Annotated in this window: 19 protein-coding genes and 1 pseudogene; 10 read left to right on the forward strand and 10 right to left on the reverse strand. The window is 70.9% G+C overall.

Annotation, left to right across the window (positions count from 1 at the left end):
* Window positions 1-43: 43 nt before the first annotated feature.
* Window positions 44-337 (reverse strand): hypothetical protein, encoded by a 294-nt coding sequence (locus tag SVTN_RS01355; protein WP_041127430.1) that lies wholly within the window; start codon window positions 335-337, stop codon window positions 44-46.
* A 178-nt stretch (window positions 338-515) separates the two neighbouring features.
* Between SVTN_RS01355 and SVTN_RS01360 the strand changes: the two genes are divergently transcribed.
* Complete coding sequence (locus SVTN_RS01360) at window positions 516-896, forward strand: nuclear transport factor 2 family protein (RefSeq protein ID WP_041127431.1); 381 nt, start codon at window positions 516-518, stop codon at window positions 894-896.
* Window positions 897-1117: 221 nt separating this feature from the next.
* On the opposite strand, the gene SVTN_RS01365 is transcribed toward SVTN_RS01360, so the two are convergent.
* Window positions 1118-2236, reverse strand: coding sequence for an alkene reductase (locus SVTN_RS01365; RefSeq protein WP_041127432.1), 1119 nt, complete (start codon window positions 2234-2236; stop codon window positions 1118-1120).
* A gap of 66 nt (window positions 2237-2302) precedes the next feature.
* On the opposite strand from SVTN_RS01365, the gene SVTN_RS01370 reads away from it, so the two are divergent.
* The 4 genes from SVTN_RS01370 (at window position 2303) to SVTN_RS01380 (ending at window position 5748) form a co-directional block, all read left to right on the forward strand.
* The gene (locus SVTN_RS01370) at window positions 2303-2665 is read left to right on the forward strand and encodes a MerR family transcriptional regulator (protein ID WP_041127433.1); all 363 of its coding nucleotides are present in this window, start codon (window positions 2303-2305) and stop codon (window positions 2663-2665) included.
* Between the two features lie 221 nt (window positions 2666-2886).
* Window positions 2887-2979, forward strand: coding sequence for a putative leader peptide (locus SVTN_RS46510; RefSeq protein ID WP_364289753.1), 93 nt, complete (start codon window positions 2887-2889; stop codon window positions 2977-2979).
* An 85-nt stretch (window positions 2980-3064) separates the two neighbouring features.
* Complete coding sequence (locus tag SVTN_RS01375) at window positions 3065-4504, forward strand: sulfatase family protein (protein ID WP_041127434.1); 1440 nt, start codon at window positions 3065-3067, stop codon at window positions 4502-4504.
* A gap of 497 nt (window positions 4505-5001) precedes the next feature.
* A complete protein-coding gene (locus tag SVTN_RS01380; RefSeq protein WP_041127435.1) occupies window positions 5002-5748 on the forward strand; it encodes a hypothetical protein in 747 nt (248 codons plus the stop codon).
* Window positions 5749-5821: 73 nt separating this feature from the next.
* On the opposite strand, the gene SVTN_RS01385 is transcribed toward SVTN_RS01380, so the two are convergent.
* Window positions 5822-6319: a carboxymuconolactone decarboxylase family protein gene (locus SVTN_RS01385; protein WP_041127436.1), complete on the reverse strand. Its 498-nt coding sequence runs from the start codon at window positions 6317-6319 to the stop codon at window positions 5822-5824.
* A gap of 231 nt (window positions 6320-6550) precedes the next feature.
* A complete protein-coding gene (locus tag SVTN_RS01390; protein WP_041127437.1) occupies window positions 6551-7330 on the reverse strand; it encodes an NAD(P)H-dependent oxidoreductase in 780 nt (259 codons plus the stop codon).
* A 155-nt stretch (window positions 7331-7485) separates the two neighbouring features.
* Between SVTN_RS01390 and SVTN_RS01395 the strand changes: the two genes are divergently transcribed.
* Both SVTN_RS01395 and SVTN_RS01400 read left to right on the forward strand, forming a co-directional pair.
* On the forward strand, window positions 7486-8334 hold the full coding sequence (locus tag SVTN_RS01395) for a helix-turn-helix transcriptional regulator (protein WP_041127438.1): 849 nt from the start codon (window positions 7486-7488) through the stop codon (window positions 8332-8334).
* 107 nt (window positions 8335-8441) lie between these two features.
* A complete protein-coding gene (locus tag SVTN_RS01400; protein WP_041127439.1) occupies window positions 8442-9062 on the forward strand; it encodes a phosphoribosylanthranilate isomerase in 621 nt (206 codons plus the stop codon).
* Between the two features lie 77 nt (window positions 9063-9139).
* Here the strand turns inward: SVTN_RS01400 and SVTN_RS01405 are convergent, their stop codons facing one another.
* Entirely contained in the window at window positions 9140-9655 is a 516-nt protein-coding gene (locus tag SVTN_RS01405; protein WP_041127440.1) for a hypothetical protein, read from the reverse strand.
* Window positions 9655-9900 (reverse strand): helix-turn-helix transcriptional regulator, encoded by a 246-nt coding sequence (locus SVTN_RS01410; RefSeq protein WP_041127441.1) that lies wholly within the window; start codon window positions 9898-9900, stop codon window positions 9655-9657. Before SVTN_RS01410 ends, SVTN_RS01405 begins: the two co-directional genes overlap by 1 nt.
* A gap of 605 nt (window positions 9901-10505) precedes the next feature.
* Between SVTN_RS01410 and SVTN_RS01415 the strand changes: the two genes are divergently transcribed.
* Window positions 10506-10742, forward strand: coding sequence for a hypothetical protein (locus SVTN_RS01415; protein WP_245727998.1), 237 nt, complete (start codon window positions 10506-10508; stop codon window positions 10740-10742).
* Window positions 10743-10949: 207 nt separating this feature from the next.
* Here the strand turns inward: SVTN_RS01415 and SVTN_RS01420 are convergent, their stop codons facing one another.
* Both SVTN_RS01420 and SVTN_RS46515 read right to left on the reverse strand, forming a co-directional pair.
* Window positions 10950-11555, reverse strand: a complete 606-nt coding sequence (locus SVTN_RS01420; RefSeq protein ID WP_041127442.1) for a DinB family protein — start codon at window positions 11553-11555, stop codon at window positions 10950-10952.
* Window positions 11556-11657: 102 nt separating this feature from the next.
* A pseudogene (locus SVTN_RS46515) lies at window positions 11658-11749 on the reverse strand (APH(3') family aminoglycoside O-phosphotransferase); the annotation flags it as partial.
* A 102-nt stretch (window positions 11750-11851) separates the two neighbouring features.
* Between SVTN_RS46515 and SVTN_RS01425 the strand changes: the two are divergent.
* Complete coding sequence (locus tag SVTN_RS01425; protein ID WP_041127443.1) at window positions 11852-12829, forward strand: winged helix-turn-helix domain-containing protein; 978 nt, start codon at window positions 11852-11854, stop codon at window positions 12827-12829.
* A gap of 351 nt (window positions 12830-13180) precedes the next feature.
* On the opposite strand, the gene SVTN_RS01430 is transcribed toward SVTN_RS01425, so the two are convergent.
* Entirely contained in the window at window positions 13181-14047 is an 867-nt protein-coding gene (locus SVTN_RS01430; RefSeq protein WP_041133409.1) for a D-alanyl-D-alanine carboxypeptidase family protein, read from the reverse strand.
* Between the two features lie 229 nt (window positions 14048-14276).
* Window positions 14277-14531, reverse strand: a complete 255-nt coding sequence (locus SVTN_RS01435; RefSeq protein WP_041133410.1) for a DUF6332 family protein — start codon at window positions 14529-14531, stop codon at window positions 14277-14279.
* Window positions 14532-14716: 185 nt separating this feature from the next.
* Between SVTN_RS01435 and SVTN_RS01440 the strand changes: the two genes are divergently transcribed.
* Window positions 14717-15181, forward strand: coding sequence for a GNAT family N-acetyltransferase (locus SVTN_RS01440; protein ID WP_041127444.1), 465 nt, complete (start codon window positions 14717-14719; stop codon window positions 15179-15181).
* The last annotated feature ends 321 nt before the right edge of the window (window positions 15182-15502 follow it).

A 15502-nucleotide genomic window follows, 5' to 3' on the forward strand; every position in this document is an offset into this window, starting at 1 on the left:
GGCGCCGGTGCGGCCGTCTTCCCCGGTGCAACGTTCCTCGGCTTCAGTCGGCGGGCGGCGCGAGGTGAGCCGTGTCGTTGAGCGTGGTGAGGACCCGGCGTTCGTTCCCGTAGCGGTCTCGGCGGTGTTCGAAGCGGGTGAGGGCGGTGTGGTCCGTGCCGAACCCGATCGCGGGACTCGCCTCGGCGGCGATCTGCAGCAGCAGGTGGCAGGCGGCGTGGACGGTCTCGCCGTGTTCCGGGCCGTCGAGTCCGCGGCCGGTGATCAGGGGCAGGCCGAGGGCATCGGCGAGGAGGGCGCCGGTCGCGTGGACGCGCGTCCGGGACCCGGCGCGCACGGCGTCGAAGGACGTCGCTCACCGTGACGACAGGGCGGAGTGGTGACACCCTGAGTCACGCGCGCGCGGGGAATGCCCGCAGAAGCGATCGAACGGCCTGCCGCTGCCTCCGAATGGCTCAGCGGCTCCTGTACCTGTTCACCGTGCCGCGCCCGGTCGGCAGTCCTACGGTGGCACCATGAGCGACCCGGAGAAGAACAAGGCGACGGCCAAGGCGTTCTACGACCTCATGTTCAACCAGTGCCGCCCGGCCGAGGCCGTCGCCCAGTACGTCGGCAACACCTACATCCAGCACAACCCGCACGTCGGCGACGGCAAGCAGGCGTTCATCGACTACTTCGAGCGCATGGCCGCCGAGTACCCCGGCAAACGCGTCGAGTACAAGCGCGCCTTCGCCGAAGGCGACCACGTCGTCCTGCACTGCCACCAGACCTGGCCCGACGAGGAGTACGCCGGCATCGACATCTTCCGCTTCGACGCCGACGGAAAGATCGTCGAGCACTGGGACGTCCTCCAGGTCGTCCCGGCCACCTCCAAGAACGACAACACCATGTTCTGAGCGAGATCCACGATCAAGTCGGTCGTCGGGTGGTTCCGCCGCCGTACGGGTCCTCTGGTCCGGGGCGGGGCGGGCGGCGGTCGGCTCGGCACGCTGTTCGCGCCCGGCGACCGGGGCGGCGCAGGCCATGGGGCGGCGTGGCGGGCGTTCGAGCAGGTCGCCCCCGGCGCGCGCGTGGTGAGGGTGGGGCGGATGGCGGCGCGTGCGCGTCCCGAGGGCCCTCAGGAGGCCACGAGCGCGGGCGCGTCGAGGGTGGGGTAGTCGGTGTAGCCCGTCTCCCCGCCCGTGTACATCAGGTACTGGTCCCGTACGGCGTTGAGCGGCGCACCGGTCCGCAGGCGTTCGACGAGGTCCGGGTTGGCCAGGAAGCTGCGGCCGAGGGAGATCAGGTCGGCTCCGGCGGCGAGCAGCCGCTCGCCCGCACCGCGGCCGCCGTCGGCGGGCAGCGGTCCTCCCCACCCGAGGACGGGGTTGGCGATCAGCGTGCCCGGCCAGGTCTTGCGGATCTCCTGGAACAGCGGCTGGTCCGGGTCGGCGAACACGACGTGCAGATAGGCGAGGCCCCGGTCGGCCAGGGCGGCGACGAGAGCCGGGTAGATGCTGTCGGTGTCGCCCTCCTCGACGCCGTTGACGCCGACTCCCGGGGAGATCCGCACCCCGACCCGCTCGGGGCCGATCGCGTCCGCGACGGCCTGGACCACCTCGACCGCGAACCGGATCCGGTGCTCGACCGGACCGCCGTACGCGTCGGTGCGCCGGTTGGTGTTCTTCGCGAGGAACTGGTGGATCAGGTAGCCGTTGGCGGCGTGCACCTCGACCCCCTCGAAGCCCGCGTCCACGGCCCGTCGTGCGGCGGCGGCGAAGTCGGCCACGGTCGAGCGGATCTCGTCGACCGTCAGCTCGCGGGGGACGACGGACGGCCGGCGCCCGTCGGCGGTGTGGATCTCCTCGGGGAGCGCCACCGGCGAGGGGGCGACGGGGACGTGACCGCTGGTGTCCGGGTGGCCGACCCGCCCACCGTGCTGGATCTGCACGAACATCCGCCCGCCGGCTTCCCGTACGGCGTCGGTGACCTCGCGCCATCCCGCCACGTGGGCGGAGGTGTGGAGCGCGGGGATGTTGGCGTAGGTCTGGCCGACGGCGCTCGGCGTGGTGGCCTCGGCGATGATCAGGCCGGCGGAGGCGCGCTGCGCGTAGTACGTGGCCATGAGCGAGGTCGGCACCCCGTCGGCGTCGGCGCGGTTGCGCGTCAGCGGGGCCATGACCAGCCGGTTGGGGAGGGCGAGGGGGCCGAGGGTGGTGGCTTCGAAGAGGCGGGATCCGCCCGCGTTGTTCGTCATGCCGGTACCGTAGAACTTGACACCGGTGTCAGATTCAAGTGGGAACTGGTAGGAGCGGAGCGGACGATGCGGATCGGCGAGCTGGCACGACGCTCCGGGGTGAGCGAGCGCTCCCTGCGTTACTACGAGCAGCAGGGCCTGTTGCGGTCCGAGCGCACCCCCGGCGGTCATCGCGCCTACGGGGAGTGGGCGGTCGACCGCGTCATCCGCATCCAGGCCCTCTACGCGGCGGGCCTGGGCAGCAAGAAGATCGCGATGCTGCTCCCGTGCATGCGGGACGTGGACGGCGGCCCGACGGAGTACACCACCGGTGAGCTGGTCGAGGAACTGACCGTCGAGCGTGACCGCATCGACCGCATGATCCTCGACCTCGTCCGTTCCCGCGAGGTTTTGGACGAGGTCATCGACGCCGCGACCATGAGAGCGTGAGGTCTGTCCGGCCGGCCATCGGCCGGGCCGGAGACCGGGATCCCCGCAGTCCGGAGGTACGGGACGGAACGGGATGGGGGACTGCTTGTCCTCCGTATGCGGCCGGTCGCCGCAACGCGGTTCCCGAGGGTGTCCGGGGCGTTTCGATCATGCGAACTACGCGCGTCAACCAGCCTGTACGCCGTTGACGCCCCCGTCGGCCTCGGCGAGACTCCTGGCTCATGCAGCCCCCTCGTGACCGCTCGGTCACCCTCGTCCAGCGCCGACACGTGGACCTCGTCCGTGTCGCGAGCGCGGCCTGTCGCTGCCCCTGACCGGCCGGTTTCCCGCTCGCCTTCCACGCTCCTCCGCCCGCCCGCGCCCGCGGCGCCGTCCCCGCCCCCGCAGGGTTCCGGAGGCATGCCCGTACGTCCGCACGCCCTTCTGGAGACTCGTATGTCCACGCCCCTGTCCCGCCGCGCCCTCGGCGGGGTCGCCGCCGGTGCCGCCGCCGCGGCCGCCCTCGGCGCCACCGCACCCGCCGCGCAGGCGACTTCCCCGGCCGACCCGCAGGAGCGTCCCTTCCGCGCCGCGCACCCGCGCCGCCACTCCCCGCGGCCCAACATCCTCTTCATCCTGGGCGACGACCTCGGCTGGGCCGACCTCTCCTCCTACGGCTCCCCGCACATCCGCACCCCCCACCTGGACCGCCTCGCCCGCCAGGGCGTCCGCTTCACCGACGCCTACTCCGGCTCCGCGACCTGCTCCCCCACCCGTTTCAGCCTCTACACCGGCCGCTACCCGGGCCGTACGAAGGGCGGACTCGCCGAGCCGATCGCCGACAAGTCCGTCGGCCTGGAGCCCACCCATCCCACGCTCGCCTCGCTGCTGCGGGACTCCGGCTACGCCACCGCCCTCATCGGCAAGTGGCACTGCGGCTACCTCCCCGACTACTCCCCCACCAAGTCCGGTTGGGACGAGTTCTTCGGCAACTTCGGCGGGGCCCTGGAGTACTACTCCAAGCTCGGCCTCGGCGGGGAGTACGACCTCTACGAGGGCGACGCCGAGTACAAGGACCTGCGCTACTACACCCGGATCCTCACCGAGCGGGCGAGCGAGTACGTCGGCCGCGACCACGACAAGCCCTGGCTGCTCAACCTCAACTTCACCACCCCGCACTGGCCGTGGATCGCCGACGGCGACAAGGAGACCAGCGACGAGATAGTCCGCCGCATCAAGGCCGGCGACCGCTCCGCACTCTGGCACCAGGACGGCGGCTCGGTCGAGAAGTACAAGGAGATGGTCGAGGACCTCGACCGCTCGATCGGGCAGGTCCTCGACGCGCTGAAGCGCTCCGGCCGGGAACAGGACACCCTCGTCTTCTTCGCCAGCGACAACGGCGGCGAGCGCTTCTCCTACAACTGGCCGCTCGCCGGCAACAAGGGCTCCCTCCAGGAGGGCGGCATCCGGGTCCCCGCGATCCTGCGCTGGCCCGCCCGGATCGACGGCGGCCAGGTCAGCGACCTGCCGGTGTTCACGCCCGACTGGACGGCGACCCTCCTCGACCTGGCCGGCGCCCGCCCCCACCCCGCGTACCCCCTCGACGGCACCAGCCTCGCCGGACACCTGCTGCGCGGCGCCGAGGTGCCCGAGCGGGACCTCTTCTGGCGGGTACGGGGCGAACGGGCGCTGCGCCGCGGCGACTGGAAGTACTACCGGGGCAAGTCCGGCCGCGACCAGCTCTTCCAGCTGTCGGAGGACTCCCGCGAGCAGGCGGACCGGGCCCCGTTCGAGCAGACCCGGCTCGCCGAGCTCCGGGCCGCCTGGGAGCGGATCGACGCGGGGCTGCTCCGCTACTGAACCCCGGTCGGCCCCGCGAGGGGCCGGCCCCACGATGGGGTCGGCCCCGGACCGGCCCGCAGCCGGGCTCGATCGCTCGGCTGGGCGACGGACGTTGCGTCGACGTGATCCGCGCAGGAGGCTGCGGCCAAAGCGGGGGCCATGAGCCTGCGCCCGCCTCCGTACCACGCCTGCCCGAGCCCCTGGACGCGCCTCCGTCTTCCGGGGGCTCGGCGCATGCCCCTCCGTCCCAGTCGGCCGGGGCCGAGACCCCGTCGACGGGTTGAGGCTCGGCGCTCAGCGCGCCGACCAGGGGGGCAAGGTGCCCGCCCGCTTCGGGCGGGCACCCGGGCCCGTCAGGCCTCGATCAGCTCCTCCACGGACTCCTCGCACCGCACGATCAGCAGGCCCGATGGGCGCGCCCCTGCGATGGTCGGCGGGTTGACCTGCCTCAACAGCCGCCGCTATGGGTGTCGTTGACCGCACCGTCCCGTGCGGCAGCGGAAGGGGGAAGGCAGTTGATCGCGATCTGGTGGGTCATCGTCGTGGTGGCACTGGGCGTGTGGTGGACGGTCTGGCGGCTCGTCCGGTACCCGGGCGGATGGGCGTACGCGTTCCACGAGGAACACCGGGAGGCGCGCAAGGCGCTGGAGGATGCCCGCGGCGCCGTACGGGAGCTGCGGAACACGGCCCTTCGCGAGACGTGGCAGGCACGGACCGCGGTGAGGCGGGCCGAGCGGGCCCATCGGCGCCGGGTCCAGCGGGCGGAGTCCGAGCTGGAGCGACTGCGCGACCCGCACCGCGGTGCCCTGGTCGAGCAGTTGGGTGCGATCACCCTGCACGAGCACGCGGTCCTCATATCCGACGACGCGGTGCCGCTGGCCGGCGTGCGCGTCCGGTTCGAACTCGCCCGTTCCACGCACGTGTCGTATGTGTACATCACGCGGCCCGATGGACGGGAGCACATGGAGTGCTACGAGGGCGAGGAGTTTCCCGAGGGCGCGGTACGCCGGTTCAGCGTACGGATCCAGAACGCGGCCGTGACGGAGAACCGGCTGCAGGAACGGCGCGCCGGTGACATCCGCACGCTCGAAGCGGAGCTGCGCGAGGCCCGCAAGGCGACGGAGCCGATACAGGCGGCGCAAGACCGTCTGGACAAGACGCGCGCCCGTCACAAGGACAGCCTCGAGCTCTCCCGGGCGCGAGCGGCGCTCGACGACGCCAGGGACGCCTGGCGGGACCTGACCGGGCGCCGCCCGCTCTGACCGCGCGTCCTTCACCCGTACGGGTCGGGGCACACGGGTCCTGGTGATCGGTCGTGGTGGTCGGTCGGGGTGGTCAGTCCCACTGCTGGTCGGCGAGGGACTCGACCGGCTGGGGCTTGCCGATCACGGCCAGGGCGATGAAGAAGTTGATCTGACCGATCGCGATGGTCAGGGTGGCCAGCGCCTTGGCGTCGTAGTGCCGGGCAGCCTCGGCGTACACCTCGTCGGTGACACGCTCGCGGCCGTGCGGGGCGGGCTGGAGGGTCGCCTCGACCAGCGCGAGAGCGGCCCGCTCGGCGGGGGTGAAGTACGGGGCGTCCTGCCAGGACGCGACCGCGGTGATCCGCTCCTCCGACTCCCCCGCCTTGCGCAGGAAGCCGGTGTTCAGGACGGTCAGGTACGTGTTGTGGACGATCTGCCCCGCCCGCAGGTGCACCAGGTTGATCGTGGTGCGGGGGACGGACCGGTTGCCGGTGGCGCGGAACAACGCGGCGCTGACGTCGGCCAGCTCGGGCACGAACTCGCCCGGGTTCGGCATGCGGGAGAGGGAAACAGCAGCGGTGTTCGTCATGGCGAGGACTCTCCGTCTTCCAGTCGGTCGGTGCCGCCGGCGTGCTCGCCGGCGTCTTCACTGCACTGACGGAACGACGGACGGGAATGTGACGGGCGACGAGGAAGGATTTTGCTCCCCGGGTCCTCTGCCCGCTCCCCCGCCCGCTCCTCCGTCCGCCCCTCGGATCGTCTTCCGGCTCGCGGCGCATCCGGCGCGTCCGGTGTGTCCGGCGCGTTCTCTCGTCGGCGCTCAGCCGCGTACGTGCAGCCCGAATCCCGTGCGGCCCGCGGGCTCCAGTCCCTCCTTCAGCTGCAGCGAGGGGATCTCGTAGTCGCCGAAGTTCTGGCGTCGGAACGCGATCGGTTCGGTCGACTCCAGGGTGAGCAGGCGCTCTTCCCAGGCCTTGGCGACGTCCGCGTAGTCGGCGTCGGTCATCCGGTCGGTGCCGTGGAGGACGAACGGCGGCAGGACCTCGATGCCGGGGTAGTAGAGGATGCCGTGGTGGATCGGGAACAGCAGGTCGTCGATCGGGCCGTTGATCCCGCGGGCGGTGTAGTGGGACTGCGGGCCGCCGGTGGTCACCGACAGCAGGGCCTTCCGGCCGGCGAGGGTGCCTTCGCCGAAGCGTTCGCCGTACTTGGTGTCGCTGTGCTCGCCGACGCCGTACGCGAAGTGGTAGGTGAACACCCGGTCCACCCAGCCCTTGAGGATCGCGGGCATCGTGTACCACCACAGCGGGAACTGGAAGATGATCGTGTCGGCCCACAGCAGCTTCTCCTGCTCGGCGCGGACGTCGGGGGTGAGCGTCCCGGCGTCGAAGGCCCGGCCCGAGTCCAGGGCGACCTTCAGCGGACTCGACGCGGCGGGGCCGTAGTCCGCGGCGTCCACGACCGCCTTCCAGTTCATCGCGTACAGATCGCTCACCCGTACGTCGTGCCCGGCGGCCTCCAGTGTGGACACCGCGAGGTCCTTCAGCGAGCTGTTGAGCGACTTCGGCTCCGGGTGGGCGTGGACGATCAGCGTCTTCATCGGTGACTCCTTCGGATCGGATGCCTTCGGATCGGATGCCTTCGATCCTGGCTGCCCGGGGGTCCGCTGTTCAGGGACGCCGTTTCCGTCGGACCGGGCTTCCTGGTATCGGCAGGGCCACCCTCACGAGGAGCCACCGAGGCCATACTGGGGACATGGACGATCTTGCGGGCTTCCTTCGGACCCGGCGTTCCCGCATCGACCCGGCGGCCGTCGGCATTCCCACCGACAGCCGCCGCCGGGTCGCGGGGCTCCGCCGCGAAGAGGTCGCGCACCTGTCCGGGGTCAGCGTCGACTACTACGTACGCCTGGAGCAGGGGCGCGCGACCCAGCCCTCCGAGCAGGTCCTCGACGCCCTCGCCCGCGTCCTCGGCCTCGACGAGACCGAACTCGGGCACCTGTACCGGCTCGCCCGGCAGCGCCGCCGCCCCGCGAAGGCGCCGGGCGGGCGCCTCCGGCCGGAGGCGCTGCGCGTCCTCGACCTGGTCGCCGACGCACCCGCGCTGATCATGAACCATCGTCTGGACGTGCTCGCCGGGAACCGCCTCGCCCACCTCCTCTACGGGCGGCCGATACCGGGCCTGAACACCGCCCGGCACATCTTCCTCGAGGAGGCCGAGCGCGGCCTCTACGCGGACTGGGACACATGCACCCTCGACGTGGTCGGGCACCTGCGCCTGGCCGCCGGCAAATACCCCGAGGACCCCCGTCTGGCCTCGCTCGTCGGCGAGCTCGCGATGGGCAGCGAACGCTTCCGCCGCCTCTGGGCCCGCGCGGACGTGCGCGCCCGCACGCATGGACGCAAGGCGTATCGGCATCCGCTGGTCGGCCTCCTTGAACTCCACCAGGAGAACTTCGCGCTGCCCGACGAACCGGGCATGGAGCTGCTGGTACTGTCCGCGGCCCCGGGCAGCCCCGCGGAGGACGGTCTCCGCCTGCTCGCGGGTCTGGGCGCGGAGGGCGATGACGTGCAGCCCCCGGTGAACGCTCGGGTTCGCGAGTGACTCGACGCCGCACCCCCTCTCCCTCCCCTGGGGTGGTCCGCGCCGGCGGGGGGTCTGGGGTGGGTAGGCTCGGGGTACCGCGCCAGAGGCATACAGAGGAGAGACACGTGTTCGTGAAGGTGTGCGGGCTCGGGACGACCGCCGACATCGACGTGGCGGTTGCGGCCGGAGCGGACGCCGTCGGTCTGGTGATCAGCGGGACCAGCGTGCGCGGGCTCGACCACGATCGGGCCGTGCGGCTCGCCGCCCACGTGCCGCCGGGTGTCCTGTCCGTTCTGGTGGTCAACGACACGCCTGCCGCCGACGCCGCCCGTATCGCCGGTGAACTCGGTTTCGGCGCCCTGCAGTTGCACGGCAAGGCGTATCGCGAGGAGGACTTCGCGGCCGCGGCCGGGGTCTTTCCGCGGTTGTGGCGGGCCACGTCCTTGAACGAACGGCCCGACACGCGTGTCGGCGCCTACGGCGAGGAGGTCCTTCTCCTCGACTCGCCCCGCGCGGGTTCGGGCGAGCCGTGGGACCTGTCACTGCTCGAGACGGCCCGGCCCGAGGGCCCGTGGCTGCTCGCCGGCGGGCTCACGCCGGACAACGTCGGCGAGGCGATCGACCGGGCGCGTCCCTGGGGGGTCGACGTCTCCAGCGGCGTCGAGTCCGCGCCGGGCGTCAAGGACCATGACCTGATCCGTACCTTCGTCGCCGCCGCGAAGCAGGCCGCCTCGCAAGGGGCCTGACTCGGGCCGACCCGCGGCCGGCTCTGCGGGCTGCGGGCTGCGGGCTGCGGGCTGCGGGCTGCGGGCTGCCGCAGGATTCAGGATTCGTCGCCGATGTCGTCGACCAGGTCGTCCTGGACCCGCAGCCCCGCCACCCACAGCGGCAGGATCCAGTGCACGGCGAGCACACCGACGAGGACCGGGGCGACGGCCGCCCGGAGGGGCGCGTCCGTCAGGAAGCCGTACGCACCGGCGCCGGCCGCTGCGGCCACGAGCAGCCACAGGGTGATGCGGTGTGCCAGGGCGCGTACCCGGTCGCGTTCGACCAGCTGGCGCTCGTCGAGCATCCGGCCGCGCAGCTCGAGCAGGCCTCGGGTGGAGCCGTTGAGCATGCCGGTGAGCAGGACCCAGGGCAGCATCACCACGGCGACGACGACGGCAGGGCCGTATCCGGGCCCGAAGACCGTGGCGATCCAGGCGCCCACTCCGGTGAGGGTGAGGGCGAAGTGAGCCCCCACCAGAAGGCGGCGCCGGGTCGCGGTGGCGTAGGCCGCGGCTGCCCGGCGGTCGTTCATCACGGCGTACATCCGTCGGTCGTAGCGCGTCGCGGTCATCACTGCTTCCTCCCGTAGACCTCGTCGGTGAGCGGCTGGAACGGCTCCAGGGAGAACAGCGCCTCCACCGGCAGCCCGAAGAACCGGGCCATCTTCAGGGCCAGGTCGAGGCTGGGGTTGTACTGGCCGCGTTCGATGTAGCCGATGGTCTGGTAGTGGACGCCCACTGCCTCGGCCAGTGCCTGTCGCGACACTTTCCGCTCTGCTCTGACAACGGCCAGCCTGTTGTGTACCTGCTCGCTCATGTATAAGAAGTACTACATCTGAATGCAGGAGCACAACATTCTGGGTGGGGGCTTCTCTGTGGATGCTGCGCGCCCAGAAGGCTTTTGCCGGCTCAACCGCAGGTGGTCGCCGCCGCTCCGGCAAGGGCATCCGTGTTCCTCAGCAGGACATCGAGCATTACCGCGACACCTGGATCGAGCACGGTGTACCAGCCGCGGAGCGGCCTTCCAGGACCGTTGGGGCGGTCTCGCGCTGTCGCCGGCGCCGTTCTACGAGAGCGGCCCGCGCTTCCTGGGTGCGGACGTTCCCGAGGGCTCGGCCACTGAGGGCTGGTGGATCCCGGCCGGGGACTGTCGGTATTCCATGGCCTACGGATTCATGATCGGCCCCGGTGGCGAGTTCGGGATCCACGGTTACCGTTGGGCGCCACCGCATGCAAGCACCGATGGCTGGGTGGAATCGTTGGCGCTCGCCAACCACGCGAGAGGCTGGGCCACAACCATCACGAGGATCACCGGTGGGGCCGTCGACTCCCTGGACCTCGAAAGGTACGAGCCCGTACCTGAAGTGCAGGGCTTGACCGACCACTGGTGGCGGGGCAAGGACCGGACGATCGCTGGCCTTCGTGACGAATGCCGAGCGGGCGATGGTGATGCTGCTCGAAGACGAGAGCGATCCCGGCAAGCATGCCGTGACCCCGGAAGTCGAGGGATCGAGCGACGGGTTCGTCCTCTCCAATGGGCAGGACGACGAGTACCCGGACGAAGACACTGTGCCCATCGGTGAGGCGCTCAGGATCGTCGAGCACATCGTCGGCACAGGATCCTGGCCTGCGGACGCGCGCTGGGTGGTCGATTGCTGACGCCTGGGCCTACCGCCAGGCCCGGATGAGGATGGCGGCGAGGACGGTGGATTCCCAGGTCAGGGCGATGGCCAGGTCGAGGAAGGCGAGGAAGCGCAAGCCCTTTTGAGGCGGCGGTAGCCGAAGAGCCAGGCGATCGACCGTTCGATCTTCCAGCGGTACCGACCGAGGCGCCCGCGGCCGGCATCATGCCGCACGAGCATCACGTCACGCCACGTGAGACATCCTCTGAGCCTTGATCGGCGCGGCCGACCTGGCGGCCTGCTCGATCTTCGCGCGGTAGGCCGCACGGGCTTCCTCGTCGATCTGCTTCTCGTGTTCGGGGCGCATCCCGGTCCGGCCGTCCAGGCCCTCGCGCAGGATGTCGGCGTGCCCGGCATGCCGGTTGGTCTCGCCGAGGACGTGGACCATGACGGCGAACAGGTTCGTGTGGGAGTGGGGCTCCGGCCACCACGGCACGTGGCCGGGGGCGTCGAGGGAAAGCGCGTTGATCGTCGCGTCCGAGTGTTCCCACGTGCGCCGGTAGAACCCGATGATCTGGTCGCGGGTCTCGTCCTCGGCGGCCCACTGGTCGCTGCCGTCGTGGTCCTGCCACCGGGGCAGCGGTTCCGGGGAAGGGCGGTCGAAGACCTCGCCGAAGTACCTGGCCTCGACGGTGGCCACGTGTTTGACCAGGCCGAGGAGGTTGGTCCCGGTCGCCGTCAGAGGCCGGCGGGCGTCGTACTCGGACAAGCCGTCGAGTTTCCAGAGCAGTGCCTCGCGGTCCCGCCGCAGTCTCCCGTGCAGGTTGTCCTTCGCGAATTCATCGATCATGTGGCATGAACCTTCCATGGGCTGTTCGTGGTTTCAAGATTCCGTCGAGTGGTTCGGGACAGGGACCGGGGATGTGGGCGGGTGCCAGGTGAGAACCCAGCCGGCGGTAAGCGCCGCCGCGCCGCCCGCCAGGGCGATCGCGCCGCCCGTTCCGATGCCCGCGGCCACCGAGCCGAAGCAGGCCGGCCCGACACCCTGAAGCGTCATGGCGCCCAGCCTCGACGTGCACCCCAGCCACTCACCACTGATTCGTCGGTGGACGAATCCAAACAGACGTCCCCCGGTAGCATCGCGAGGTGCTCCGCTTCGAAGTCTCCGTCGAGGACCTGCTGCGCAGCCGCTTCGCGCTGTCGCCCGCGCTGGACCTCTGCTTGCTGCTGCGCTCGCTCGCCGGCCAGGGCCGGCCGCTGCCGCGCGCCTGGGCCGCCCGGCTCCTGCCGGCCTTCGAACGGCTTCGCCGCGAGACCGAGCTGGACGCCGTCCTCGCGCTGCAGACCCCGCAAGGCGGACCGAACTTCGTCGCCCCGCCCCCGCGCGGCCTCAACCAGACCTGGGCGGACGACCTGGCCATGATCCGGGCCACACCGCTGGAAGCGGCCCGCCACGAGTTCGCCGCCACCGCGACCGGCCCGTCCGCCCGTGATCCCCGCGTACGCGCAGTGCTGGACTCGCCGGACGCCGTCTCCAGGATCGCCGAGGCGATGGACCGGGCGTGGCACGAGCTGCTCGCCGCGGACTGGCCGCAACTGCGCGCGGTCTGTGAGCGCGATGTCGTGCACCGGGTGGGTGTGATCGGCGAACACGGATGGGCCGCGGCCATCGAGAGCCTGCACCCGGGCATCGCCTGGCGCGCCGGTGGTATCGAGATCGGCTTCTTGCGAGGCGGAACGGTCCGCCTCGCCGGCGACGGGCTCCTGCTGATCCCTTCGGTCGTCGTCGGGCATATCGCCGCCCACCACGAAGACCCCTGGCCCAAGACCTTGGTCTACCGTGCCCGCGGCACCGCCGCCCTGTGGGGCGAACAGGGGACCGTCCCCCAACCGGACGCGCTGACCGCCCTGGTCGGCCGGGCCCGAGCCCGGCTGCTGTTGGCGCTGGACGCCCCTGCCAGTACCAGCCACCTCGCCCGAAGCCTCGCCATGGCACCCGGCGCGGTAGGAGACCACCTCGCCATCCTGCGAGGCGCGGGGCTGCTCGTCCGCGCCCGGTCCGGACGGTCGGTGCTCTACCGGCGCACCCCGCTCGGCGAGGCACTGGTCGCCGGTTCGGGCTGAAGGCTCGGATCAGCACTGCTTTTTGAGGCGCCGCCGGCTCGGCGTTCGGCGAGCAGGAGTTCGTGCCACTGCTGCCACACGCCGGCCTCCTTCCAGTCTGGACCCCCGGGAGCGAGACCAGGCCGGGGCCTACGGCCGGGTCAGGACCGGCGTGCTCGAGCGTCTGCGCTCGGCATCCGAGAGACTTCCCGATGGCGTCGAGCTGGACATGGGGGGTGCCGTGAACGGCCACCGGATCGGGACAGCGGTGCGGACAGCGGTGCCCGGCGCCCCGGAGAGGCCGCGCTGCCTCCCGTCGGACGGGAGGCAGCCGGGGGCCGACCGGCGCCGTCGTGCGCCGGTCTCTGCCTGTTACCTGGTGAAGCCGTAGTCCAGCAGCTTCTTGACGTCGGCCGCCCTGTTCGCCTCGGACGGCGCGCCGAGCACCGTGCCGATGACCGTCTTGGTGCCGCGGGTGGCCGCGAAGACGAGGCAGTACTTGGCCTGCGGACCCGAACCGGTCTTCACGCCGATCGCACCGCTGTACGTGCTCAGCAGCTTGTTCGTGTTGGTCCACAACATGTAGCGGTAACCGCCGCTCTTCGTGGTCACCTTCTGGCTCGTGGACTTCGTCTTGACGACGGTGCGGAAGGTGGAGTTCTTCATCGCACTGCTCGCGATCTTCGTCAGATCGCGCGGAGTCGAGTAGTTCTGCCCGCTGCCTATGCCGTCGAACGAGTCGAAGTGGGTGTTCCTCAGGCCGAGCCTCCTCGCCTCGTCGTTCATCTTCCCGATGAACGACTTGACGCGGGCGTCCCGCGTGGTGCCGCTGCCGAACTTGTCGGCCAGCGCGTAGGCGGCATCGCACCCCGACGGCAGCATGAGGCCGTAGAGGAGCTGTCGGACCGTCACCTTGTCCCCGACGATGAGCCGGGCCGAGGAGGCGTTCTTGGCAACGATGTAGTCGCTGTAGGCCTTCTGGATCGTGACCTTGGCGTCGAGGTTGAGGTTCGGCTGGGACAGCACCACCTTCGCGGTCATGATCTTCGTGGTGGAGCCGGTCGACCGGCGGGTGTCCGCGGCCTTCCCGTACAGCGTCGTACCCGTCCCGTTGTTCATGACGAAGCCGCCCGGGGCGGTGATCGACGGGGCGGGCGTCGCGGCGTGCGCCTGGCCGGCGAAGAGGCCGCCGGCCAGTACGGCCGAGGCCGTGAGCGAGACGGTCACGGCGCTGCGCAGGCCGAGTGTCGGAGTCAGCAAAGTCTTCTGCCCTTGGTAGGAATCGATGTCTTCCAGGTCCGCATGCGCCCGACACGCGTCGCGCGGGAAGCCGGCTCAGGTTCTGCCGAGTCCTGCGACGGCACCGGACACGGACCCGGCGCATAGAAGACGCCCGAGAGGGCTCAAGGGATGCACTGGGGGGCCGTGAACTTCCTCGCGTTTTCGGCGACGCCCCGTGGTCGCCGGATCAACGCCCCTGGCGCCGCCGCGCATCGAACCGGACCAGCACCCGCACCACACGCCACACCGCGGCGAGGGAGGCCAGCACGGCCCCCACCACGAGCAGGGCTCTCCCGGCGGGTCCGGAGACACCGACGATCAGTGCCGGCACCAGGAGCAGTCCGAACACGAGCGCGGCCAGGACGGCTGCCGTCACCAGGGCGAACATGATCTCCACCGTCATCGCGTCCTTCTCCCACCGCGACTCTCGCCCCATGTCCATGCCGCCATCCATGCCGCCATCCATGCCGCGAGTTTCACACAGCGTCCGGACCGGCAGGCCCTCGTACGCGAAATCTCGCGTGTTCCCTTCCTCGCTCGGGGAGAGAACCGCAGTACAGAGGCGGTATCGCGGCGTGATCCACTGGGTCCGCACCGCAGGGAGCGGTGCGTGAGGAGTGTGAAGCCATGTCCGACACCGCCGCCGTCGTGGTCCGTCCGGTCCGGGAGGGCGACTTCGACCAGTGGCGTGCCCTCTACCGGGGGTACGCCGACTTCTACCGGGTCGAGCAGACCGAGGAGGCCGCGCGCCTCGTCTGGTCCTGGATCCACGACCCCGGCCACGAGGTGGAGGGTCTCGTGGCCGAAGGCGCCGACGGGCGGCTCGTCGGGCTCGCGCACTTCCGGCCCTTCGCGCGCCCGCTGTCCGCCACCGTCGGCGGCTGGCTCGACGACCTCTTCGTGGACCCGGCGAGCCGCGGCTCCGGCGTGGTGGACCTGCTGCTCGGTGCTCTGCGCGACATCGGGGCCGAGCGCGGCTGGAGCGTCGTCCGCTGGATCACCGCCGACGACAACCACCGCGCCCGTTCCAAGTACGACCAGGTGGCCACGCGCACCATGTGGATCACGTACGACATGGCCCCCGAGGCCTGAGAGTTCGGCCGGCCCCTCGCCCGCCGCGCACTGCCGGAAACCTGCACAACGTGTGCGTGTGGAGGGGCGACTCCTTCACCTTTCCCCGACACCGAGCGGGGCGGGGCCGCCCGGACGAACCCCTTCTGTCCCTTTAAGTACCCCGCTCATGGCGGGGCGGTCGAATCTGTTACTCGGATCCGAGGAGAAGGTGTCGGCATTCGGTGAAATTGAAGACACGGCCGCTTCCCGACGTGCAGAAACGCCCCCGTCCACGCGTCAACCGAATTTCTCCGGTCAGCCGTTCACGTGATTTGATCAATCTCGCTGCGGCCGCAGAAG

Source organism: Streptomyces vietnamensis, assembly GCF_000830005.1.
GTDB lineage: Bacteria > Actinomycetota > Actinomycetes > Streptomycetales > Streptomycetaceae > Streptomyces > Streptomyces vietnamensis.